Genomic DNA, 22,672 nt, shown 5'->3' with positions numbered 1-22,672 from the left:
CGGTGGGAAACGGTTCGTGTTGTGACACAGCTATGACCTACCTGGGTGGTCCCTGGGCTTACGGGACAGGGGTCGTCGGCGATTACTCTGTCTCATCTGGCCCTGCCCCCGACACCAACGGCCCTTGCCCCAATCCACCATCCATGGAACGCGAGATACATGACCGTCAACGGCTCTGACGACGTACTGCTTGTCCACGGCGGCACCCCGCTCGAGGGCGAGATCCGTGTCCGCGGTGCGAAGAACCTCGTACCCAAGGCCATGGTCGCCGCCCTGCTGGGCAGTGAGCCGAGTCGGCTGCGCAACGTTCCGGACATCCGTGACGTGCGGGTCGTCCGCGGCCTGCTCCAGCTGCACGGTGTGACGGTCCGACCGGGCGAGGAGCCGGGCGAGCTGGTGCTCGACCCGACCTACGTGGAGAGCGCCAACGTCGCCGACATCGACGCCCACGCGGGTTCGAGCCGGATTCCGATCCTGTTCTGCGGCCCGCTCCTGCACCGCCTCGGCCACGCGTTCATCCCGGGCCTGGGCGGCTGCGACATCGGCGGCCGGCCCATCGACTTCCACTTCGACGTGCTGCGGCAGTTCGGCGCGAAGATCGAGAAGAGGGAGGACGGCCAGTATCTGGAGGCCCCGCAGCGGCTGCGCGGCACGAAGATCGTGCTGCCGTACCCGTCGGTCGGCGCGACCGAGCAGGTGCTGCTGACCGCCGTCCTGGCGGAGGGCGTCACCGAGCTGGCCAACGCGGCGGTGGAGCCGGAGATCGAGGATCTCATCTGCGTGCTCCAGAAGATGGGTGCCATCATCGCGATGGACACCGACCGCACGATCCGCATCACCGGTGTCGACAAGCTCGGCGGCTACAACCACGCCGCCCTGTCGGACCGCCTGGAGGCCGCCTCCTGGGCTTCCGCGGCGCTGGCGACCGAAGGCAACATCTACGTCCGCGGCGCCCAGCAGCGCTCGATGATGACGTTCCTGAACACCTACCGCAAGGTGGGCGGCGCCTTCGAGATCGACGACGAGGGCATCCGCTTCTGGCACCCGGGCGGCCAGCTGAAGTCCATCGCGCTGGAGACGGACGTCCACCCCGGTTTCCAGACGGACTGGCAGCAGCCGCTGGTCGTCGCCCTGACGCAGGCCACGGGCCTCTCGATCGTCCACGAGACGGTCTACGAGTCCCGCCTGGGCTTCACCTCCGCGCTCAACCAGATGGGCGCCCACATCCAGCTGTACCGCGAGTGCCTCGGCGGCTCCGACTGCCGCTTCGGGCAGCGCAACTTCCTGCACTCGGCGGTCGTGTCGGGCCCCACCAAGCTCCAGGGCGCCGACCTGGTCATCCCCGACCTCCGCGGCGGCTTCTCGTACCTGATCGCCGCCCTCGCGGCCCAGGGCACCTCCCGGGTCCACGGCATCGACCTCATCAACCGCGGCTACGAGAACTTCATGGAGAAGCTCGTGGAACTGGGCGCGAAGGTCGAGCTGCCGGGCAAAGCACTCGGCTGACCCGGGCTGATCCTCGTCCGACGTCCGTCCGGGCCGGCAGAAACCGGCCCGGACGGCGCCTGAGGCCACGTGTGAGCGCACAACGATGGGGCGGCACCCGGAAAACCGGGTGCCGCCCCATCACGTTGCCTACGCGCCGTACACCGTCCGGTGAGGCGTAGACGGCAAGGTCACTTGCCCTTTGCCGCTTCCTTGAGCTTCGAGCCCGCGGAGACCTTGACGCTGTAGCCGGCCGGGATCTGGATCGGGTCGCCGGTCTGCGGGTTGCGGGCGGTGCGAGCGGCACGGTGGGTGCGCTCGAAGGTCAGGAAGCCGGGGATCGTGACCTTCTCGTCGCCCTTGGAGACGATGTCGCCGACGACCTCGGCGAACGCGGCCAGCACTGCGTCGGCGTCCTTGCGGGTCACCTCGGCGCGGTCGGCCAGCGCGGCCACCAGCTCACTGCGGTTCATGTTGTTACTCCCGTGTTCTTCTTGCCGTTGCGGCGTGCCACGCGGCGGAGCCGCATGTTGGGCACAGCGAAGTCGTTGTGCACGCGCCCAGAGACGCATCCTGCCCCTACCAGCGGCGCGAAAGCCAATCCGGCACCCGCTCGGAGCCGTGAGACAACCCTTGGGAGTCACACGAAGGGCGGTTGGGTCGGGCGCAACCCTAGAGGGCCGTCCGCGGCGCGAGGTTCCGCGACGCGCCGTTGCGGGGGCCACCGTGGCGATCCTCACAGCCTCCGCCACGGGGATCTTGACGGCCCCCGACCACTCGGATGCCCCGACCTACGAGGCTGACACTCCCGCGGCCTTCGCGGCCTCCCGCACCGCACCCGCGACCGCGCCGGCGACCTTGTCGTTGAAGACGCTCGGGATGATGTAGTTCGGGTTGAGCTCGTCGTCGCTCACGACGTCCGCGAGGGCCTTCGCGGCGGCGAGCATCATCTCGGTGTTGACGGTGCGGGACTGTGCGTCCAGCAGGCCGCGGAAGACGCCCGGGAAGACCAGCACGTTGTTGATCTGGTTGGGGAAGTCGGAGCGGCCGGTGGCCACGACGGCGGCCGTCTGGCGGGCGATCGCCGGGTCGACCTCGGGGTCCGGATTCGCGAGCGCGAACACGATCGCGTCGTCGGCCATGGCGGCCACGTCGTCGCCGTCGAGGACGTTCGGGGCGGAGACGCCGATGAAGACGTCCGCGCCGCGCACGGCCTCCTTCAGGGTGCCCGTGAGGCCCTCGGGGTTGGTGTTGTCGGCGATCCAGCACAGCGCCGAGTCCGGGGCCGCGTCGACCAGGTCCGCGCGGTCCGCGTGGACGACGCCGTGGATGTCGGCGACGACCGCGTTCTTCACGCCGGCCGCGAGCAGCAGCTTGAGGATGGCGGTACCGGCCGCGCCGGCGCCGGACATGACGACCCGCACGTCGCCGATGCCCTTGTTCACGACACGCAGGGCGTTCGTGAGGGAGGCGAGGACGACGATCGCGGTGCCGTGCTGGTCGTCGTGGAAGACGGGGATGTCGAGGGCCTCGCGCAGCCGGGCCTCGATCTCGAAGCAGCGGGGGGCGGAGATGTCCTCGAGGTTGATGCCCGCGAAGCCGGGGGCGATGGCCTTGACGATCTCGACGATCGCGTCGGTGTCCTGGGTGTCCAGGCACAGCGGCCAGGCGTCGATGCCGGCGAACCGCTTGAAGAGGGCCGCCTTGCCCTCCATGACCGGCAGCGCGGCCTTCGGGCCGATGTTGCCGAGGCCCAGCACGGCCGAGCCGTCCGTCACGACCGCAACGGAGTTGCGCTTGATGGTGAGGCGGCGGGCGTCCTCGGGGTTCTCGGCGATCGCCATGCAGACGCGGGCCACGCCGGGCGTGTAGATCATCGAGAGGTCGTCACGGTTGCGGATGGGGTGCTTGGACGCCATCTCGATCTTGCCGCCGAGGTGCATCAGGAACGTACGGTCGGAGACCTTGCCGAGGGTGACGCCCTCGATGCCGCGCAGCTGCACGACGATCTCGTCGGCGTGGGCGGTGGAGGTGGCGGCGATGGTGACGTCGATGCGGAGCTTCTCGTGGCCGGACGCGGTGACGTCGAGGCCGGTCACCGAGCCTCCGTGGGACTCCACGGCCGTGGTGATCTGGGAGACCGCCGTTCCGCTCGCGGGCACCTCCAGACGGACCGTGATCGAGTAGGAGACGCTGGGCGCCGTTGCCATGGCCGACTTCCTCTGCACTGCTGGGTCGCGGGTTTGCCGTCCGATCGTCGCACCTACCGACGAGTACATGAAAGCCGCCCCGGATTGCGATCGTTTTGTTCTCAATCAAGTCGGTGGGGGCGCCGGGAGGGGTCGTGAGGGGCAATGAGAGAGGCCCACATCACAGGTGATGTGGGCCTCTCTCGCGTTCACGACACCGGCCCGCCATGCTCGCCTCGCGGCAAGTGGTCGCTCGTAGCGACGAAGGTTGGGCCCGGGGGCTTGGATCGAGCCGGTGTCACGACCAGGCTAACAAACGGATGGCCGAAGACCATTCCCGTCCGGGGAGTTCACAGGAAACGGTCAGCTGTTCAGTCCCTCAGAAGGTCCGGGACGCCGTTCGCGTCCGGCTCGTCGCGGTCCCCGGAGACGACCGTGAGCTGCTGCGTCGCCCGGGTGAGGGCCACGTACAGCACCCGCAGGCCGGCCGGGCTCTCGTCCGCGATCTCCGCCGGTGAGACGACGACCGTGGCGTCGTACTCCAGGCCCTTGGCCTCGAGGCTGCCGAGGGCCACCACCCGGTCGCCCAGCCCGGCGAGCCAGCGTCTCGCCTCCTCGCGGCGGTTCATGGCGACGACGACGCCGACGGTGCCGTCGACCCGCTCCAGAAGCCGCCCGGCCTCCGCGCGGACGGTGGCGCCCAGGGTGTCGGTGACGGCCTCGAAGCGCGGCACGATCCCCGTCGACCTGACCGCCGACGGGGATTCGGCTCCGGGCATGGCCAGGGCCAGCACCTTCGCGGCCAGCTCGGCGATCTCGGCCGGGTTGCGGTAGTTCACGGTCAGCTGGAAACGGCGGCGCGGGCGGGTGCCCAGGGCCTCGTCGCGGGCCTCGGCGGCCTCGTCGGGATCGGACCAGGAGGACTGGGCCGGGTCGCCGACGACCGTCCAGGTGGCGTGCCGGCCGCGGCGGCCGACCATGCGCCACTGCATCGGGGTGAGGTCCTGGGCCTCGTCCACGATCACGTGCGCGTACTCGGTGCGCTCCTGGGCGAGCCGCTCGGCGCGCTCGCGCTGCGTCTCCTCGCGCCCCGGCATCAGCTCCTCCAGGCCGGTGAGCTGGTCCAGCGGGTCGTACTCGCGCCGCTTCTTCGGGCGGAACGGCGCGCCGAGGATCGCCTCGAGCTCGTCGAGCATGGCGATGTCGTGCACCGAGCGGCCGTCCCGCTTGAGGGCGCGGGCGACCTTGCGGACCTCGCCGGGGTTGAGGATGCGCCGGGCCCAGCGGCCGAGCCGCCGTTCGTCGGCCATGGCCGCGAGGACGGCCTGCGGGGTCAGCTCGGGCCACCAGGCGTCGAGGAAGGCGATGAACGCGTCCTCGGTGGTCACGTCCTCGTCGAAGGAGGAGCGCAGCTCGGCCGCGAGATCGGGGTCGCTGTGCCGGCCGGCCGCGCCGGAGCGCTCCCACAGGGCGTCCAGGAGCAGTTTGCGGGCGCGGGGACGCAGGAGGTTCACCGGGGCGGTGCCGCTGAGGGCACTCTGCCGGACCCGGTCCAGGTCGGCGGCCTCCAGCTCCAGACGGCGGCCGAAGGCGACGACCCGCAGCCGGGTCGGTGTCCCGGTGGACGCGGGGGTCTCGCCGGACTCCTCGTCGGGGTCGCCGAAGGCCATCTGGGCAGCGGCCCGGCCACCGCTCTCCAGCGCGCCGCGCGCCGCCTTCCGCAGCACCTTGAGCATCCGGTACGACCCCTTGGCCCGGGCCACCGCCGGGGAGTCGTACAGGGTGGCCTCGGCGCCGTCGACCAGGGAGCCGATGGCGCGGATGGCGACCTGGCCCTCCTCGCCGAGCGAGGGCAGGACGCCCTCGGTGTACGCCACGAGCAGCGGCGTGGGCGAGACGATCAGGATGCCGCCCGCGTACCGGCGCCGGTCCTGGTAGAGCAGATAGGCGGCCCGGTGCAGTGCGACGGCGGTCTTTCCGGTGCCCGGCCCGCCCTCGACGTAGGTCACGGAGGCGGCGGGGGCACGGATCACCAGGTCCTGCTCGGCCTGGATGGAGGCGACGATGTCGCGCATGGTGTGGCTGCGGGCCTGTCCGAGGGCGGCCATGAGGGCGCCGTCGCCGATGACGGGCAGTTCGCCGCCGTCCAGGACCGCCTTCAGCTCGGGACGCATCAGGTCGTCCTCGACGCCGAGGACGCGACGGCCCTTCGAGCGGATCACCCGGCGCCGTACGACGCGCCCCGGGTCGACCGGGGTCGACCGGTAGAACGGCGCCGCGGCCGGTGCCCGCCAGTCGATGACCAGCGGGGCGTATTCGGAGTCGAGGACTCCGATACGGCCGATGTGGAGCGTTTCGGCGATGTCGGCGGTGTTGTCGGGGCGGACGGCCCCCTCGGCGGGCTCGACGGCGGTGTAGGCGCCGTCGGGGCCCTTCTTGCCGTCCTTCCCGGCGAGCAGGTCGATCCGCCCGAACAGGAAGTCCTCGAACTCGTTGTTGAGCCGGTTGAGGTGGACGCCGGCGCGGAACACCTGGGCGTCCCGCTCCGCGAGGGCCCCGGGCGTGCCGACCTGCCCTCGCTTGGCCGCGTCGTGCATCAGGAACTCCGCCTCGTGGATCTTCTCCTCAAGGCGCCGGTACACCCGGTCGAGGTGTTCCTGTTCGATGCCGATCTCTCGGTCCCGCACCGAATCCGGCGCGGTGTGCCGAACCGATCCGACCGCGGTTTCCTGCTGTGCCTGAACGGCCACCGGGCCCCCTTCTGACGTGCTGGGCAGCCGTCAACCGTACGCGAAGGGGACCCCGTGTAGGAAGTTACGCGTCGATCTGGACGAGCTTCTTGCCGTCGAAGGTCATGACCTCGAAGTGGTCGATCTCGTTGGTCTTGAAGGCGGCGCCGCCCACGACGTAGAGCGGGTTCTTGGCCTGCTCGGTCTTGGCGTTCGCGATGCCGTAGCCCCACTCCGGGACCGACCAGGAGGAGACCGTCTCGCGCTCGCCGTTCTTGCCGACGGCGATGAGCGAGCACTTCTCCGGGCCCGTGACGTTCTTCAGCTCGACGCCGATCTCCGTGCCCCACGCCTTCTCGCCCATGGCGACGGTCGCGGAGACCTTGGAGGCGGAGTCGGTCGCGGAGACCCGGTCGCCGAGCGTCGCGAAGGTGTCCTTGGCCGCGTTGGCCGACTTGGTGGAACTCGCCTCGGTGCTCTTGGTGCCGCTGTCGCCGCCGGTCGCCGCCAGCACGGTGAGGGGGCCGCCGATGATCAGCGCGGCCGCGGCCGCCACCAGGAAGAACGAGCGGCGGCGCTTGACCGCGCGGCGCTCGGACACCTCGTCGACCAGCCGTTCCGCGAGCCGCGGGCTGGGACGGGCGGACAGGGACTCCCCGATCGCGGGGGTGCCGGTGCCCGGCAGGTCCGCGAGGGCGGCCAGCATGGGTTCCATGCCGGCGAGCTCGTCGAGCTGCTGGGCGCACCACTCGCAGCCGGCGAGATGCATCTCGAAAGCGGTTGCTTCGGCGTCGTCGAGAATCCCGAGGGCGTAGGCGCCGACGGTCTCGTGTTCGCTCGGGCTCGGAGATCCCGCAGATCCCTGCATGGGTCCAGACATACCCGAACCACCTGCTCCGAATCCCCCGTAAACGCTCATCACGCCGTCACCCCCCGCTCCTCCAGAGCCAGCTTCATCGACCGCAGGGCATAGAAGACCCGTGAGCGCACGGTGCCGCTGGGTATCCCCAGCGTCTCGGCCGCCTCGTTGACGGTACGCCCCTTGAAGTACGTCTCGACGAGCACCTCCCGGTGGGCCGGGGTCAGGTCGTCGAGCGCGTCGGACAGCGTCATCAGCCACAGCGCCTTGTCGATCTCGTCCTCCGCAGGAATGACCTCCAGCGGCGACGGGTCGACCTCCTGCGGCCGGGCCTGCCGGCTGCGGTGGCCGTCGATGACGATGCGGCGTGCGACCGTCACCAGCCAGGGGCGTACAGATCCGGTCGCACGATTGAGCTGACCGGCGTTCTTCCAGGCACGGATGAGCGTCTCCTGTACGACGTCCTCGGCGCGCTGCCGGTCTCCGGCAACCAGGCGCAGGACATACGCAAGCAGGGGTCCGGCATGCTCCCGATACAGAGCACGCATCAGCTCCTCGTCAGGTTCCGAGGGCTGGGACATGCGATGTCGGGCCCTCGATCCACGTTCATTGGCCACGGCCGCATCCTTGCGCACGCCCACCTCCGGTGTCCGGGGGTTCCCCCAGTCGGTCGCTCGACGACGGGTACGCAAGCGGGGTGTTGAGCGTTCAAACCGAGGAGACACTTTTCTTCGGGGTGTCATGACGAGCGGGGACATGGCGGCACATTCCCACCGCTTTTTCTTTACGTTTTCGCCACATCGACAAGATCATGCCGACTGCCCGGCGCGCGGCTCAGGTAAACGGCGTGTAATCGAAATCACTTCGACAGTCGGCCGGCGGCGCCTCCACGAAAGCCGCATACCCGGCAGGGGAGTTACGTCCGCGAGGCGAGCGCCGCCCGCCGACGGTGTCGCGCCACCCGCTCCCGGTTCCCGCAGACCTCACTGGAACACCAACGGCGCCGGCGCCCCCGGGACATGTCGACATAGACGATCGGGCAGTTGTCCCCCGCGCACTGCCGCAGGCCCGCCCGGGCGACGGGATCGGTGAGCAGCTCTACCGCGTCCCGGGCCACGGCGGCCAGCAGCGCGACACACGCCGGCGGTCCGGCCAACTCGCGCACGAGCCCACCGTCTTCGCCGCGCACGGCACGCGGGGCCGGGGGAACGGCCCGGGCGGCGTCGTTGACGCGGGCCAGGGCGAGGTCGTACGACCCGGCGTCGTGGCGGGTGAGCCAGCCGTGCACCAACTGTCCGGTGTTGCGACGCAGTTCGCGAAAGGCGGGCGGCCAGGAGGCGTCGGCATGGGTGAGCGGGGTGTCCGGCGGGACGAGTCCGCAGCCGCGGATCCACGCACACAACGGCGCGACGGCGTCGAGCCGTTCGAGGGGATGCGCGGTCGCGAGCAGGTCGAGACAGATCCGCCCGGCGTCGAACCGGAGCTCGTCCATGCGCGTGTCACCGCCAACCGAGGGGCACTGCTCGGGAATCCGTCTCTTCACAGTGCCAGCGCCGGGGGCCAATCACCAGCCCGTCCGGCGATTGAGGACGAGGCCCTTTCGGGGCCGAAGCAGGGGCCCGGGGGCGGCAGCCCCCGGTGACGCGGCTCCTGGCCGGACCGGCTCCGGTGCCGATACGGCCCGCCTACTCGTCGGCGTACTTCGCGTCCGCGGCCGGGTCCAGCGCCAGCCGGTACCCCCGCTTGACCACCGTCTGGATCAACTTCGGCGCCCCGAGGGCCGTCCGCAGCCGGGCCATCGCCGTCTCGACGGCATGCTCGTCCCGCCCGGCACCGGGCAACGCCCGCAGCAGATCGGAGCGCGGCACGACCCACCCCGGCCGCCGGGACAGCGCCCGCAGCAAGGACATTCCCGCCGGCGGCACCGGTTTCAGGGACCCGTCCACCAGCACCGCGTGGCCCCGGATCTCCACCCGGTACCCGGCGATCGGCAGCGCCCGGGCCCGCGACGGCAGCTCCTGGCACAGCAGCTGCACGAGCGGCCCGAGCCGGAACCGCTCCGGCTGGACGGTGTCCACGCCGTGCCCCTGGAGCGGCAGCGCGGTGACCGGACCGACGCAGGCCGGCAGCACATCGTGGGCGAGGGCGGTGAGCAGCTCGGGCAGCAGGCCGCGTTCCTCCGCACGCGACAGCAGGGACGCGGCGGCGGGCGCGGAGGTGAAGGTGATCGCGTCCAGTCCGCGGGAGACGGCCGCGTCGAGGAGCCGGTCGAGCGGCGAGACGTCCTCCGGCGGCATCCACCGGTAGACGGGCACCCCCACGACCTCGGCGCCCGCGACCCGCAGCGACTCCACGAACCCGGGCAGCGGCTCACCGTGCAGCTGGACGGCGACCCGGCGCCCGTCGACGCCCTCCTCCAGGAGCCGGTCGAGCACCTCCGCCATGGACTCGCTGGACGGCGACCAGTCCTCCGTCAGCCCCGCGGCCCGCACGGCACCCTTGACCTTGGGACCGCGGGCCAGCAGCTCGACGCCGCCCAGCTTGTCGAGCAGCTGCTCGCCGAGCCCCCAGCCGTCGGCGGCCTCGATCCAGCCGCGGAAGCCGATGGCCGTGGTGGCGACCACGACGTCCGGCACCTGGTCGATGAGCTCCTTCGTGGCGGCGAGCAGCTCACCGTCGTCGGCGAGCGGCACGATCCGCAGGGCGGGCGCGTGCAGCACCGCCGCCCCTCGCCGCTGGAGCAGCGCGCTGAGCTCCTCGGCCCGGCGCGCGGCCGTCACGCCCACGGTGAAGCCCGCGAGGGGACCGTGCTCGACGGCGCCCTGAGGGCCGGCATCGGATCGCTGCTGTTGCTCGTACATAACTCTCGTCCCGCTCGAGTCCCGTTTGCACCTACATGCCGACGAGCCTGTCAACGGTGCGTGACAGGCTCGGTTCGGCCACGTGTCGCCGGTGTTACGTCACACCTCGGCGTAGCTGAGCTGCTGCTTCGCCTCGGAAGCGGTGCTTCCTGCCGTGATCCTGCCGGTCGGGCGGCGAAGGTATACGGCCCAGGTGACCCCGAAGCACGCCGCGTAGAAGGCGAGGAAGGCGACGAAAGCGCCGGTCCCGGAACCGTAGGACAGGAAGGACTGCCGGAAGGCCAGGTTGATCGCGACACCGCCGAGCGCGCCGACCGCGCCGATCAGTCCCATGGACGCACCGGAGAGACGCCGGCCGTAGGCGGCCGCCTCCTCGCCCTCCAGCCCCTTGGCCACGGCCTTCGCCTGGAAGATGCCGGGGATCATCTTGTACGTCGACCCGTTGCCGAGGCCGCTGAGCACGAACAGCACCACGAAGACGGAGACGAAGAGCGGCAGCGACTTCTGCATGCTGGCGAAGACCAGGAGGGCGGTGGCGGCGGCCATGCCGACGTAGTTGTACAGGGTGATGCGGGCACCGCCGTAGCGGTCGGCGAGCCAGCCGCCGACGGGACGGATGAGGGAGCCGAGCAGCGGGCCGATGAAGGTGAGGTAGGCCGCCTGCAGGGGCGTCCGGCCGAACTGGTTCGTCAGGACCTGCCCGAAGGCGAAGCTGTAGCCGATGAACGACCCGAAGGTGCCGACGTAGAGGAAGGACATGATCCAGGTGTGCACGTCCTTCGCGGAGTCGATCGCCGCGCCGGTGTCGTTCTTCACGGAGGCCAGGTTGTCCATGTACAGAGCGGCGAGGGTGGCGGCGATGACGATGAGCGGGATGTAGATCCCCAGCAGCACGCGGGGTCCGCCGCTGGCGCCGATGACGGCGAGGGCGATCAGCTGGATCACCGGCACGCCGATGTTGCCGCCGCCCGCGTTGAGACCGAGCGCCCACCCCTTCTTACGGAGCGGGAAGAAGGCGTTGATGTTGGTCATGGAGGAGGCGAAGTTGCCGCCGCCGATGCCCGCGAGCAGGCCGACCAGCAGGAACGTGTTGAACGAGGTCCCCGGGTCCATCACCGTGAACGCGGCGATCGTGGGGATCAGCAGCAACCCGGCCGAGATGATCGTCCAGTTCCGGCCGCCGAAGACCGCGACGGCGAAGGTGTAGGGCACCCGCACGACCGCGCCGACCAGCGTCACCATCGACGTCAGCAGGAACTTGTCGGCCGGGGTGAGACCGTACTCCGGGCCCATGAAGAGCACGAGCACGGACCACATCGTCCAGATCGAGAACCCGATGTGCTCCGAGAGGACGGAGAAGAGGAGGTTGCGGCGGGCGATCTTCTCGCCCTTCTCGTTCCAGAAGGCCTCGTTCTCCGGGTCCCACTCCTCGATCCAGCGGCTCCCCTTCTTCGTGGGGGGCGGGGATGCGGGGGCTGTACTCGGGGCTGTCATGACGCCTCCACGGTGCTCCGGGGCTGGGGTGGTTCGGGGGGATGAGCGGTGATGAGTCCCGAAGGTAGGGAGGGCGCGTTTCCACGCTGTGGCTGTGGGTGACCGGAAAGGAACGTTGCTCTCACCTTGCGCGGAGGGCCGGTGAGAGGTTACGCGTATCCGAAGCGCCCCCACCCCCGGCCGAACCGGGGGTGGGGGCGCATCCGTCGAGGCCCGCGGGGCCCTTCAGTGGCAGACGAACTCCTTGTTGGCGGTGCTCCCGCTCAACGTGCAGGTCTGACCGCGGACCGCACCGGCCGGGTCGTGAGCGGTGAGGTCCCAGGTCCCGGCGTTGCGGCTCAGGGCCGCGTACCCGAAGACCCCTCCCTGGGTGACGGAGTGATTCACGGACTGCAGCGGCATCCCGACCGACTTTCCGATGACGCCGGCGTCGTTCGGCCCCTGCTCCAGGGGGGCTCCCCCGGAGAAGCCCACCGTCACCTGCGGTGGCCGCGTGGTGTTGAAATCGATCATCTGGTAGAGGTGCGCATGGCCCGAGACCACCATGCGGATGTTGTCCGCCAGCCGCCCCAGGGCCGTACCGGCGACGGCCCTCTGGAGGACCGGGGTGAACGTCTCCAGCGGTGGGCCGGCCGATCTCACCATCCACACGGGCTTGTGGGTGACGACGAAGTAGTCGTGGCCGGTCTGCTGCGCCGCGGCCTGGTTCACGGTTTCGAACTGCCGGGTGTAGATCGCCTGCTGCGCGAGGCTTCCGCTGTCGGCCGGGTCGGCGAACGAGGAGTCCACGTTGAGAAGGTGCAGGACACCTGCCCTGATCTCCACCGGATCGGGGTAGAGGGAGCACGATCCGTTGGCTCTGAGTTCGTCGGCGAGGTAGCGGAACCACGCGGCCCCCGCGCCGCCCGTCGCGGGTGGGGTGCGGCAGTCCTCGTGGTTGCCCCGCGTCAACACGACCGGCGCCACGGCCAGCAGCCTCTCCGCCGGCCTGAAGAAGTCGGCGACCACACAGGCCCAGGTGAATCTGTCCGCCGAGGTCGTGCAGCCCGGATTCGCCGCCTTGTCGTTGGCCTGAGCCGGGTCGTCACGGTAGAGGTAGTCGCCGACATGGATCACGAGGTCCGGTTGTGTCACCGTGGCCGCGCTGTTCGCGATCTGCGGGAACGGCCAGCCGGTCTGGTGGTCGGCGCAGTCCTGATCGGGACCCGCCGTCGTGACGCGGCACCCCGAGTCGCCGATGACGCCGATGGTGCCGGGGCGGGTGTTCGCGGTCCAGTTCGGCAGCGGAAGCTCACGGTTCGCGGGGTGCAGCACGGCCGCGGCGATCGTCGACTGCGCGAGCACCGCGTTGTAGGCCCCGAGGGGCACGACCAACTCGCACACCGTGGTGGGGAACTGCGGCGGCGCGGGACGGCTCAGCAGCCGCATCCGGTAGGCGGTCCGCACGATGCCCATGGTGTACCGCACGGACGGGCACGTACCGGAGGTGTCGGTGGTCACATAGCGGACCTGGGCACCCCGGCTGGTCAGCTGGGTCCATGCCCACGCCTCACCGTTGGGGTTGCCGGCCCCTGGCGGCGGAGCGGTCGGCCCCGGCGGCTTCGGGCCTTCGCCGTAGGACGGGGTCCCTGGCGGAGGGCTCGCCCCCGGCGGCTTCGGCCCTCCGCCGTCGGACGCGGTCTCCGCGAGGGCCGTCCCGACCGAGAGCGCCGCGGTCAGCACTCCCGTCATGGCCAGAACGATGGTCCGGCGCATCCTGCTCACGTTCCTCCATCCCGAAGCCCTGGGCTCCGACCCGTCCGGTCGACGGGCATACCGGGCCATACTCACCAGGGCTTCGGAGGGACGCACCCCGAACCGGGCGAACGGCGTACGGCGGTGTGCGGCGGCCTGCAGCGCTGCACGGAGGCGCACACGGGGTCCGGTTCGGGGGCCGAAGGTGCCGTTCAGGACCGGTGGGTTCAGGACCGGTGGGTTCCGGCGCCGACCCGGCCGTCCGGCCACAGGCGTGGCCTGCGGCGGGCCGCCAGATCCTCCACCCAGCCGAAGCAGATCACGCAGGCCGCGGTGAGCAGCCAGATGGCCGGCAGCTGCGGCCACGGGCTCTCCAGGACCCAGGAAGCGTTCGTCTCCAGCCAGGAGACGCCCCACAGCCGGTCCCACAGGGCCTCCACGACCCCGATGCAGACGTTGTGCCACAGGTAGATCGTCACGGCACGGGAGTTGAGCAGGGTGATCAGCCGGTCCCAGCGGCGCAACCCGGCCGGCCACTCGGACCAGGACGGGCTGAGGTGCAGGAGCAGCAGCACCGCGGCGAAGGACCACAGGGACTGGGCGAAGGGCATGTCGTCCAGGTCGTGGCCCTCCCTGAGGTCGTGGGTCAGGGTGTACCAGAGGCCGATTCCCGCCACCGCGGGCGCCAGGGACGGCACCACGTAACGCGGCAGGCGACGCAGCACGCCCTCCTGGTGCGCCATGCCCAGCAGCCAGCACGCGCCGAACGTGCCGAAGTCGCTGAGCTGGGCCTCCAGCCGCCAGCCCGGTACCGACAGCGCGCCGAACTCCAGGGCGGCGGACAGCGCGACGGGCGCGAGGATCGTCGGCCAGGGCAGCCGGCGCAGGGCACGCAGCAGGAACGGGGAGAGCAGCACGAACCAGAGGTAGGCGCGGAGGTACCAGAGGGGTACGCCGAGGTCGCCGGCCCATCCGTCGCTGATCAGCCCGTGCACACCGGGCAGAGCCTCGCCGTACGGCGGGTCGCTCAGCGGCAGGATCCAGTAGGCGAGGTGGAGCCACCACCAGCCGGGGTGCCCCTCCTCGTCCGGGCTCCAGCCCGCCACCAGCATGCCCGTCACACCGACCGCGCCCAGCAGCCACAGCGGGGGCAGCAGCCTGCGCAGCCGGCCTCGTACGACTCCCAGCGCGGGACGGGCGGCCAGCGAGCGGGCCATGAGGTTGCCGGCGAGCGCGAACATCACGCCCATGGAGGGGAAGAGGATGGGCAGCCAGGCCCAGCCCATCAGGTGGTAGAAGACGACCCGGAAGAGGGCGATGGCCCGGAGCAGGTCGAAGTAGCGGTCCCGGCCACCGCCCTTCTTCCCGGCACCTTTCTCCTCGGCGCCCTGCTGCCCTGAACCTTGCTGCCCTGAGCCCTGCTGCTCGGAACCCTGCTGCTCGGGCACGGTGGTCCGGGCCGACGCGTGGGGCAGTTCGGGCAACTCGGCCGTGGTGTCCGTCGGGTGGGTGCTCATCAGGCCGCTCCTCCGTCCGCGGTCGCCGCCGCCACGCCGGGCGGGGCCGCCACCTGGCCCTTGCGACGGAGTTTCTGCCAGCGCAGCCGGCCGCCGGTGAGGGCGGTGATCCAGGACTGGAGCAGGACGATGTACATCAGCTGGCGGTAGAGGAGTTGCTGGAGCGGGAGCGAGATGAGGGGGGTGAGGCGCTCGCGGTCCAGGACGAAGGCGTACGCCGCGCAGCCCGCCTGGACGGCGAGGACGCCGAACCAGGCCGCGATCGTCTTGCCGGTCGGGCCGAAGAGCAGGCCGTAGACGAGGAAGAGGTCGATGAGGGGGGCGAGGAGCGGGGCCACCACCATGAAGAGGGAGACGAGCGGGAGGCCGACGCGGCCGAAGCGGCCCGACGGCCCGCTCTCGACGATGGCGCGGCGGTGCTTCCAGATCGCCTGCATGGTGCCGTAGCACCAGCGGTACCGCTGCGACCACAGCTGCTGGACGGACTCGGGCGCCTCGGTCCAGGCGCGCGCCTTCTCCGCGTAGACGACGTGCCATCCGTCCCGGTGGATGGCCATGGTGATGTCGGTGTCCTCGGCGAGGGTGTCGTCGCTCATGCCGCCGACCCGGTCGAGCGCGCCGCGCCGGAACGCCCCGACGGCCCCCGGAATGGTGGGCATGCAGCGCAGGACGTCGTACATCCGGCGGTCGAGGTTGAAGCCCATCACGTACTCGATGTGCTGCCAGGCGCCGATCAGGGTGTCCTTGTTGCCGACCTTGGCGTTGCCGGCGACCGCGCCGACCTTCGGATCGGCGAAGGGCTGGACGAGTTCACGGACCGTGGAGGGCTCGAAGACGGTGTCGCCGTCCATCATCACGATGAGGTCGTGCCGAGCGTTGGCGATACCCCGGTTGAGGGCCGCGGGCTTGCCCGCGTTGAGCTGCCGGACGACGCGGACGCCGGGCAGGTGCAGGTCCTCGACGATACGGGCGGTGCCGTCGCTGGAGCCGTCGTCGATGACGACGATCTCGATCGGGTGCTCGCTCTTCATCAGCGAACGCACCGTGCTCTCGATGCACTTGGCCTCGTTGTAGGCCGGGACGAGCACCGAGGCCGGTTCGGTGACGGGCGCGTCGGGCCCCCAGACGAAGCCTTTGCGGCGGGTACGGCGGGTGTGGATCGCGGAGAGCAGGAGCATCAGCCCGAAGCGGGCGAAGACCAGGACGCCGATGACGGCGAGGCCGACGACCAGGACGGCGGTGATGTCGTCCGAGGCCTCGACCAGGACGACCCAGGCCTTGCCCTTCCACAGGTCGAGCCCGGTGGCCGGGGTGTGCGCGCTCGGGGCCGCCAGGGCCTCGGTGAGGTTCTCGAACGTGTAGCCCTTGCCCTGGAGTTCGGGAAGGTAGGTGTCGAGGGCCCGGACCGTCTGGTGGCGGTCGCCGCCGGAGTCGTGCATGAGGACGATCGCGCCCTTGCCGCCCTGCGGCGTGGAGTTGCGGATGATCTCCCGGACCCCGGGCCTGCGCCAGTCCTCGCTGTCGGCGGTGGTGAAGACGGTGAGGTAGCCACGGGTGCCGACGAACTGCGTGACCGGCCAGGAGGCGTTGTCGAGGGCGTCCGTGCTGGAGGAGTAGGGCGGCCGGAAGAGCGAGGTCCTGATCCCCGCGGCGCCTGCCAGGGCCAGCTGGTTCTGGGTGAGCTCCCAGTCGATGCGCTTCTTCGACTGGTAGGAGAGGTCGGGGTGGTTGAAGGTGTGCAGTCCGATCTCGTGGCCCTCGTCCACCATCCGCCGGACCAGGTCCGGGTAGCGGGAGGCCATGGTGCCGGTGATGAAGAAGACGGCGTGCGCGTGGTGCTTCTTCAGGACGTCGAGGACCTCGGGGGTCCACTTCGGGTCGGGCCCGTCGTCGAAGGTGAGCACGATCCGGTGGTCCGGCACGCCGAGGCTGGTCTGCTGCCCGTTCCGGGTGTCGACGACCGGGCCACCGTCGAGCACCTTCTGCGGCACCTTGTCGGCGGCGGCCTCGGGGCGGATGCGGTGGTCGGCGAGGATCTCGCTGTGCACATAGCCGCGCAGCATCAGCATCGCCATCATCGCGACGAGCACGACGAGCGGCAGCAGGTGACGCAGCCGGAGCGACACGAGACGCCGGCGTTCGGGTGACGGCGCGGCATGCGCGGAACCGCCCGCCGCGTGCCCCGGGGCGCGGCCCCGGCCCTGCCTCGGGCCGGACCGCCGGCCGGGGGACCGCCGCCCACCGCCGCGCGGGCCGCCGGCCGACTCACCTCCCGGCGCGTCCCCCGGCGACGGTGAAGCGGACGCGGCGTGGCCGCCGGACGAGTGCGCGGGCTGCCCGACAGCTGACCGTCGGGTCGAGCGGCGGCTGGTACGTGGTGCCATGAGAGGTGGTTCTCCGGGGACGAGGTCGGGCGAGGTACGCGCCGCGAGCTGAAGCGGCGAGGAGCGAGCGTCAAGACATCGCTGACAGGTGCGGACTTCATGTGCCGGGCCCCGTCACGTCGGGGCCGCCGGGTCGGGCTGTCGGGTCAGGTGCTGCCAGGTCGGGACTGTCACGTCGGGGCCGTTGCTCCGGGACCGTCAGGTCGGGACCGTCAGGTCGGGACCGTCAGGTCGGGACCGTCAGGTCGGGTTGTTTCCGGGCCGGTTGTGCGGGGCCCCGCGATGCGGGCCGGACGATCCGGGCCAGGGGCGGACCGGAGGGTCCGGGTCCCGGGGGCCGGTCACGGAGGCGGGAGCCCGGGTCCCGGCGCGGTGGCGGAGCCGTGGTGGAACGACGACGGCCGCCCTCCGCCCGCGTGACCGGAGCACCGGTCCGGTGGCCGAGAACTGCCGCCCCCCCCAGGACGGAAGCCCAGCCCTGGTCTCTGATGGCCGAAGCGCAGGCCCGGCCGCTGAAGACCGGAACCTCGGTCCCGAGCCCGGAGTGCTGAAAACCCGTCCCGACCCAGGTGGCCGAAGCACCGGTCCCGGCCCGGGCACCAAAGCTCCAGCCCCTGCCCAGGTGCCCCGGGCGCAGCCGCTGCGGCGGTCGGCGGTGTGGTGGTGTTCGTCCGCCGCCGCTCCAAGCCGGACCCGGCGGCGGGGTTCACCGTGCGCCGAGGCCGGGGGCGTCCGTGAGGCCGGTCGGCCGGCGGCTCGCACGGGTCCCGTTCAGGCTGCCGGGGTCGATGCCGCCGGGACCGGTTCCGGCGGGCCGTCGGCGACCGTGGTGGAGGCCCCGCCGGCCGGGGACGGCTCGGAGGACGCGGAAGGAGAGGCGGCGGGCGAGGACGCCGGCGGCGGCGTGGACGGCGGCGGTGCGACCACCGGGCTGCTCGGGCCGGGCGCCGAGGAGCCCGTGGCCGTCGCTCCGGTGCTGGGGCGGGCGGCCCCGCTCGCCGAGGGCCGCGCCGCCGTGGACGCCCTGCCCGACGGAGCCGCGCTGCCCGACGCACCCGGCGCCGTACTCGCGCCCGGCTTGCCCGGCATCGTGCCGGACGCGGTCGCGGTGGCACCCGAGCCGCCCGGAACCGTGCCGCCGGGAACCCCGTGGCGCGGGCTCGCGGACTTGTCGGGCGCCGACGTGCCGTCCACCTTGCCCGCCGCCGGCTTCTCGTCGGCCTGGCCCGGCACCGGGACCGGCAGCCAGGGCGCGCCCGCGTTGCCCGAGAGCAGCGCGGCCACGATGACGACGGCGTACGCCCCGCAGACGGTACCCACGACGATGCCGATGCGGCGGAACGTACGGCTGCGCCGGCCCGACTCGTCGACGAACACCGGGACGTCGGAGGCGGCATCGGAACCGTCGGGTCGCCCCTTCTTCAGGGCGTCGAGCTGGACGGTCACCTCGGCCGGGTCGCTCGTCTCCCCGTCGGCGCCGCCGGGCTCCTCTCCCCAGGGGTCCCGGAGATCGCTCGACCGTTCGTTTTCGGAAAGTCCGTTCGAGGTGGTCGAGGCCGACAGGAGACCGCTTTCCCTCGGTACGTCCATCAACGACCGGTATCTGGCGCTTTCCCCCGCCATGGCCGTCAGAGGCTGCCCCCCGACCCCTGCCAGACTCTGGGATCCCGGCCCCACGACCGGCACATCCCGGGTCGGCGATGCCGCCGCCGGCCACTCCGGTTGGGCGTCTTCTCGCCAATTCTTCATGTGCGTACTTCCCCCCACGGAACTGTTCCGGGTGCGCCGACGACCCTGAGCGCACGCCGATGAACCGGGCCCCCACCCAGCTCTCGCGCCCCATTTATCCCATTGCGCTCAGGTCTACGAATCTAGCGCAGGCTTGGGCCCTGTGTTCGCGATGTGTCATACATGGACAGAATTCACGCCCTTGTCCATGGCTGGAAACCACTCCTGGCCAGGCCTCGGCGGTCGCACTCGATCACCGCGATCACGAAAGTGATCCATCGATGCGCATCGCGGATCGAGGCGGTCAGCCCGTTTCGTTGCACAAGCGGCATACCGGTACAAAAGGACCGCTCCGAGAGGGCGGCGAGGAGCCATCCCAGGCATGGCCGGAAAGTTCACTGGCGCCAACACCGGATTGCCCGTTTTCCCCACGCGCCCCATTGACGTGACCACAGCAGCCACATAACTTCCCCCGTCGAAGCGCTTCGACGTCACCCATCGAATCGATTCGATGGACGCACCGTGACGCCCTCAGATCCATCCGACTCCCTTGGAGGCACAGGATGTTGCCGGCACGAAGGCGTGTGATGGCACGACGGGGAACGGCCAGCGCGGCAGCGGTCCTCGCCGGATCTCTGCTCCTGGCCTCCTGCGGCGGCTCGGACGGCGGCGGCTCCTCCGACGCCAAGACCCTGCGGCTGTGGCACTACGAGGCCCCGAACAGCGCGATGGGCGCGGCCTGGACAGCGGCGATCAAGGAGTTCGAGGCCCAGCACCCGGGCGTGAAGGTGGAGTTCGAGGAGAAGAGCTTCGACCAGATCCAGAAGACCGCCCCGATGGTCCTCAACTCCTCCGACGCGCCCGACCTCATGGAGTACAACAAGGGCAACGCGACGGCGGGCCTGCTCTCCAGGCAGGGGCTCCTCACCGACCTGTCCGCCGAGGTGACGAAGCGCGGCTGGGACAAGCTGCTCAGCCCGGGCGTGCGCACCACCAGCAGGTACGACACGAACGGCGTGATGGGCTCCGGCAAGTGGTACGGCGTGCCCAACTACGCCGAGTACACGATGGTCTACTTCAACAAGGACCTGTTCGCGAAGTACCGGCTCACCGAGCCGAAGACGTTCGACGACCTGGTCGCGGCGATGGACACCTTCGCCGAGCACAAGATCACCCCGCTCGCCAACTCCGGCGCCGAGTACCTGGCCCAGCAGTACGTCTACCAGCTGGCCCTGTCCAGGGCGGACCGCTCCTGGGTCGACTCCTACGAGCTGTACCAGGGGAAGACCGACTTCCACGACGCCGCCTGGACGTACGCGGCCGACACCTTCGCCGACTGGGTGAAGAAGGGCTACATCGGCAAGAGCTCCACCAGCGCCAAGGCCGAGGACGCGGGCCTCTCCTTCCTCCAGGGCAAGGCACCGATCCTGTTCTCCGGCAGCTGGTGGTACGGCCGCTTCCAGGACGAGGCGACGTTCGACTGGGGCACCACCCTGTGGCCCGGCTCGAACCTCACGCCGGGCTCCGGCGGCAACCTGTGGGTCGTCCCCAAGAGCGCCCACAACAAGGAGCTCGCCTACGACTTCATCGACATCACCATGTCGAAGAAGATCCAGAACCTGCTCGGCAACAAGGGCGGCGTCCCGGTCGCGGCGGACACCGCCGCCATCACCGACCCGAAGTCCAAGGAGCTCATCGCCAACTTCAACACCCTGTCGGGCCGCGACGGCCTGGCCTTCTACCCGGACTGGCCGGTCCCCGGCTTCTACGACGTCCTCGTCTCCGAGACCCAGAAGCTGATCACCGGCAGCGAGAAGCCCGACGGCTACCTGGACGCGTTGCAGGAGGCGTACGACAAGGGCGTACCGAAGACATGACGGTGACCGTCGAACGCGGCGGGCGGGTGACGGGCAAGCAGGACAGGTCCTTTCACCCGCGCCGGGCCCGCGATTCCTACGCGCTGTTCCTGCTCCCGGGCGCCCTCGCCTTCCTCGCCGTCGTCATCGTGCCGTTCCTGATGAACACCGGGGTGAGCCTCACCGACTGGCAGGGCGTGGGCAGCCCCGAGTGGGCCGGACTCGCCAACTACCGCGAGCTGCTGGACGACGCGGAGTTCTGGGAGAGCTTCCGGCACAGCCTCTTCATGGTCGTCGCGATGGCGGCGCTCCCCACGGCCGTCGGACTGGTCCTGGCCGCCGCCCTGTTCGACTACGTCGGCAAGCACTTCGGCAGCCGGACGGCGGCCGTCCTGCGGGCCTGCTTCTACCTCCCGCAGGTGCTGCCGATCGCGGTCGCCGGCATCGTCTGGAGCTGGATCCTCGCGCCCGACGACGGCTCGCTCAACGAGCTGCTCCGGGCCGTCGGTCTCGGCTCCTGGCGGCAGGACTGGCTCGGCGACCCCGACCTCGCCCTCTACAGCGTCATGGGCGTGATGGTGTGGGTGCAGCTCGGCTTCCCGCTGGTCGTCTTCATGGCGGGACTTCAACGCGTCGACCCGCAACTGTACGAGGCGGCCGAGCTGGACGGCGCCGGCTGGTGGCGCCGCTTCGCGCACATCACGCTGCCGCAGATCCGCCCGGAGATCTACGTCGTCCTGACGTGGTGCACGATCGCCGCGCTCAAGGTGTTCGGCGCGGTGTACGTCCTGACGAAGGGCGGCCCCGGCGGCGCGACGAACGTCCCCTCCTACTTCTCCTTCGCCACGTTCTTCGAGAAGACGCAGGTCGGCTACGGCGCCGCGATCTCCACCGTGCTCACCGTGATCATCCTCGCCCTCTCCCTGGTCGGCCTGCGGCTGCAGACCCGGGCGCAGGACGCGGAGGAAGGACTCCGCACATGAAGGCCGTACGAGCCCTGCGCCGCTACCCGGTCCTCCTGGCCCTCTGCCTGGCCGCCCTCTTCATGATCGTCCCGTTTCTGGTCGTCGCCCTGAACGCGGTCAAGTCCCCGGCGGAGTACGCGCGGAACGGGCCGTTGAGCCTGCCCGACGGCCTGTACCTGGACGGTCTGAAGGACTTCTGGGAGCGTGTCGACTACAACCGCAAGCTGCTGAACTCGGTCCTGATCAGCGGCTCGGTGGCGGTGGCGGCGGTGGTCCTGTCGGTGCTGAACGCGTACGCGATCGGCATCGGGCGGATCAGGGGACGCACCTGGGTCCTGGCCTTCTTCGTGCTGGCCAACATGCTTCCGCAGGAGGCGCTGGTCTACCCGGTGTACTACCTGAGCAAGCAGGCCGGCCTGTACGACACCCGGCTGAGCGTGATCATCGTCTTCACGGTGATCCAGGCGGCCTTCGGCACCTACCTGCTCTCCGCCGTGCTGAGCCGGTTCCCGCGCGAGATCATCGAGGCGGCCCGGATCGACGGCGCCGACAAGTGGCAGGTGCTGTGGCGGATCGTCGTCCCCGTCAGCCGGCCCACCCTCGGTGTGCTGCTGGTCTTCTTCTTCGTCTGGACGTGGAACGAGTTCCTGCTCCCGCTGGTCATGCTGATCTCCAACGACAACCAGACCGTGTCGGTGGCCCTCGGTGTCCTCCAGGGGCAGCGCCTGATGGACGCCACGATGACCAACGCGGCCGCCCTCCTCGGCGTACTCCCGGCCCTCGTCTTCTTCCTCGTCTTCCAGCGGACCCTCACGCGCGGTATCGCCGTGGGTGCCGTGAAGTAGTGAGGACCGAGCAGTAAGGACCCCCA

At 70.6% G+C, this 22,672-nt stretch carries 16 protein-coding genes; 4 read left to right on the top strand and 12 right to left on the bottom strand.

The features are described 5' to 3' along the window. The first annotated feature begins 159 nt into the window (after window positions 1-159). Window positions 160-1,506 carry a UDP-N-acetylglucosamine 1-carboxyvinyltransferase gene (murA, locus tag OHU34_RS25710; RefSeq protein ID WP_020132410.1) on the top strand — a complete coding sequence of 449 codons (1,347 nt, stop codon included), beginning with the start codon at window positions 160-162 and terminating at the stop codon, window positions 1,504-1,506. A 170-nt stretch (window positions 1,507-1,676) separates the two neighbouring features. Here the strand turns inward: murA and OHU34_RS25705 are convergent, their stop codons facing one another. The 12 genes from OHU34_RS25705 to OHU34_RS25650 all read right to left on the bottom strand — a co-directional run bounded on the left by OHU34_RS25705 (window position 1,677) and on the right by OHU34_RS25650 (window position 18,842). Next, the gene (locus OHU34_RS25705) at window positions 1,677-1,958 is read right to left on the bottom strand and encodes an HU family DNA-binding protein (protein ID WP_004000874.1); all 282 of its coding nucleotides are present in this window, start codon (window positions 1,956-1,958) and stop codon (window positions 1,677-1,679) included. 318 nt (window positions 1,959-2,276) lie between these two features. After that, window positions 2,277-3,695 (bottom strand): NAD-dependent malic enzyme, encoded by a 1,419-nt coding sequence (locus tag OHU34_RS25700; RefSeq protein WP_142264576.1) that lies wholly within the window; start codon window positions 3,693-3,695, stop codon window positions 2,277-2,279. Window positions 3,696-4,045: 350 nt separating this feature from the next. Then, window positions 4,046-6,424 (bottom strand): HelD family protein, encoded by a 2,379-nt coding sequence (locus OHU34_RS25695; protein ID WP_405768491.1) that lies wholly within the window; start codon window positions 6,422-6,424, stop codon window positions 4,046-4,048. A gap of 64 nt (window positions 6,425-6,488) precedes the next feature. After that, window positions 6,489-7,283, bottom strand: coding sequence for an anti-sigma factor family protein (locus tag OHU34_RS25690; RefSeq protein WP_405768488.1), 795 nt, complete (start codon window positions 7,281-7,283; stop codon window positions 6,489-6,491). A gap of 38 nt (window positions 7,284-7,321) precedes the next feature. Next, window positions 7,322-7,843, bottom strand: coding sequence for a sigma-70 family RNA polymerase sigma factor (locus tag OHU34_RS25685; protein WP_010039908.1), 522 nt, complete (start codon window positions 7,841-7,843; stop codon window positions 7,322-7,324). Between the two features lie 335 nt (window positions 7,844-8,178). After that, window positions 8,179-8,754 (bottom strand): ABATE domain-containing protein, encoded by a 576-nt coding sequence (locus tag OHU34_RS25680; RefSeq protein ID WP_142264579.1) that lies wholly within the window; start codon window positions 8,752-8,754, stop codon window positions 8,179-8,181. 193 nt (window positions 8,755-8,947) lie between these two features. After that, complete coding sequence (locus OHU34_RS25675) at window positions 8,948-10,123, bottom strand: uroporphyrinogen-III synthase (RefSeq protein ID WP_020132405.1); 1,176 nt, start codon at window positions 10,121-10,123, stop codon at window positions 8,948-8,950. A 99-nt stretch (window positions 10,124-10,222) separates the two neighbouring features. After that, a complete protein-coding gene (locus tag OHU34_RS25670; RefSeq protein ID WP_142264580.1) occupies window positions 10,223-11,617 on the bottom strand; it encodes a NarK/NasA family nitrate transporter in 1,395 nt (464 codons plus the stop codon). A 225-nt stretch (window positions 11,618-11,842) separates the two neighbouring features. Beyond that, window positions 11,843-13,372, bottom strand: coding sequence for a metallophosphoesterase (locus OHU34_RS25665; protein WP_405772371.1), 1,530 nt, complete (start codon window positions 13,370-13,372; stop codon window positions 11,843-11,845). A gap of 206 nt (window positions 13,373-13,578) precedes the next feature. Then, the gene (locus tag OHU34_RS25660) at window positions 13,579-14,868 is read right to left on the bottom strand and encodes an acyltransferase (protein WP_230195573.1); all 1,290 of its coding nucleotides are present in this window, start codon (window positions 14,866-14,868) and stop codon (window positions 13,579-13,581) included. Continuing rightward, a complete protein-coding gene (locus tag OHU34_RS25655) occupies window positions 14,868-16,946 on the bottom strand; it encodes a bifunctional polysaccharide deacetylase/glycosyltransferase family 2 protein (RefSeq protein ID WP_230195583.1) in 2,079 nt (692 codons plus the stop codon). Before OHU34_RS25655 ends, OHU34_RS25660 begins: the two co-directional genes overlap by 1 nt. A gap of 1,077 nt (window positions 16,947-18,023) precedes the next feature. Beyond that, window positions 18,024-18,842 (bottom strand): hypothetical protein, encoded by an 819-nt coding sequence (locus tag OHU34_RS25650; RefSeq protein ID WP_142264582.1) that lies wholly within the window; start codon window positions 18,840-18,842, stop codon window positions 18,024-18,026. A 725-nt stretch (window positions 18,843-19,567) separates the two neighbouring features. Between OHU34_RS25650 and OHU34_RS25645 the strand changes: the two genes are divergently transcribed. The 3 genes from OHU34_RS25645 to OHU34_RS25635 are packed head-to-tail and all read left to right on the top strand — an operon-like array spanning window position 19,568 to window position 22,646. After that, window positions 19,568-20,857: an extracellular solute-binding protein gene (locus OHU34_RS25645; protein WP_142264583.1), complete on the top strand. Its 1,290-nt coding sequence runs from the start codon at window positions 19,568-19,570 to the stop codon at window positions 20,855-20,857. Next, window positions 20,854-21,819, top strand: a complete 966-nt coding sequence (locus OHU34_RS25640) for a carbohydrate ABC transporter permease (protein ID WP_142264584.1) — start codon at window positions 20,854-20,856, stop codon at window positions 21,817-21,819. The genes OHU34_RS25645 and OHU34_RS25640 overlap by 4 nt, the downstream gene beginning before the upstream one ends. Next, window positions 21,816-22,646, top strand: a complete 831-nt coding sequence (locus OHU34_RS25635; protein ID WP_142264585.1) for a carbohydrate ABC transporter permease — start codon at window positions 21,816-21,818, stop codon at window positions 22,644-22,646. The genes OHU34_RS25640 and OHU34_RS25635 overlap by 4 nt, the downstream gene beginning before the upstream one ends. Window positions 22,647-22,672 lie beyond the last annotated feature (26 nt).

It is taken from the genome of Streptomyces sp. NBC_00080 (genome assembly GCF_045041255.1).
Lineage (GTDB): Bacteria > Actinomycetota > Actinomycetes > Streptomycetales > Streptomycetaceae > Streptomyces > Streptomyces coriariae.
Note: the sequence above shows the minus strand (reverse complement) of the source record. Positions and strands in the feature narration are given on the sequence as shown.

Coding starts and splice junctions, on each gene's coding strand:
- murA (WP_020132410.1), top strand. CDS start 160: ATGACCGTCAACGGCTCTGACGACGTACTGCTTGTCCACGGCGGCACC.
- OHU34_RS25705 (WP_004000874.1), bottom strand. CDS start 1,958: ATGAACCGCAGTGAGCTGGTGGCCGCGCTGGCCGACCGCGCCGAGGTG.
- OHU34_RS25700 (WP_142264576.1), bottom strand. CDS start 3,695: ATGGCAACGGCGCCCAGCGTCTCCTACTCGATCACGGTCCGTCTGGAG.
- OHU34_RS25690 (WP_405768488.1), bottom strand. CDS start 7,283: ATGTCTGGACCCATGCAGGGATCTGCGGGATCTCCGAGCCCGAGCGAA.
- OHU34_RS25685 (WP_010039908.1), bottom strand. CDS start 7,843: ATGTCCCAGCCCTCGGAACCTGACGAGGAGCTGATGCGTGCTCTGTAT.
- OHU34_RS25680 (WP_142264579.1), bottom strand. CDS start 8,754: ATGGACGAGCTCCGGTTCGACGCCGGGCGGATCTGTCTCGACCTGCTC.
- OHU34_RS25675 (WP_020132405.1), bottom strand. CDS start 10,123: ATGTACGAGCAACAGCAGCGATCCGATGCCGGCCCTCAGGGCGCCGTC.
- OHU34_RS25670 (WP_142264580.1), bottom strand. CDS start 11,617: ATGACAGCCCCGAGTACAGCCCCCGCATCCCCGCCCCCCACGAAGAAG.
- OHU34_RS25665 (WP_405772371.1), bottom strand. CDS start 13,372: ATGCGCCGGACCATCGTTCTGGCCATGACGGGAGTGCTGACCGCGGCG.
- OHU34_RS25660 (WP_230195573.1), bottom strand. CDS start 14,868: ATGAGCACCCACCCGACGGACACCACGGCCGAGTTGCCCGAACTGCCC.
- OHU34_RS25655 (WP_230195583.1), bottom strand. CDS start 16,946: ATGATGGCGATGCTGATGCTGCGCGGCTATGTGCACAGCGAGATCCTC.
- OHU34_RS25650 (WP_142264582.1), bottom strand. CDS start 18,842: ATGGACGTACCGAGGGAAAGCGGTCTCCTGTCGGCCTCGACCACCTCG.
- OHU34_RS25645 (WP_142264583.1), top strand. CDS start 19,568: ATGGCACGACGGGGAACGGCCAGCGCGGCAGCGGTCCTCGCCGGATCT.
- OHU34_RS25640 (WP_142264584.1), top strand. CDS start 20,854: ATGACGGTGACCGTCGAACGCGGCGGGCGGGTGACGGGCAAGCAGGAC.
- OHU34_RS25635 (WP_142264585.1), top strand. CDS start 21,816: ATGAAGGCCGTACGAGCCCTGCGCCGCTACCCGGTCCTCCTGGCCCTC.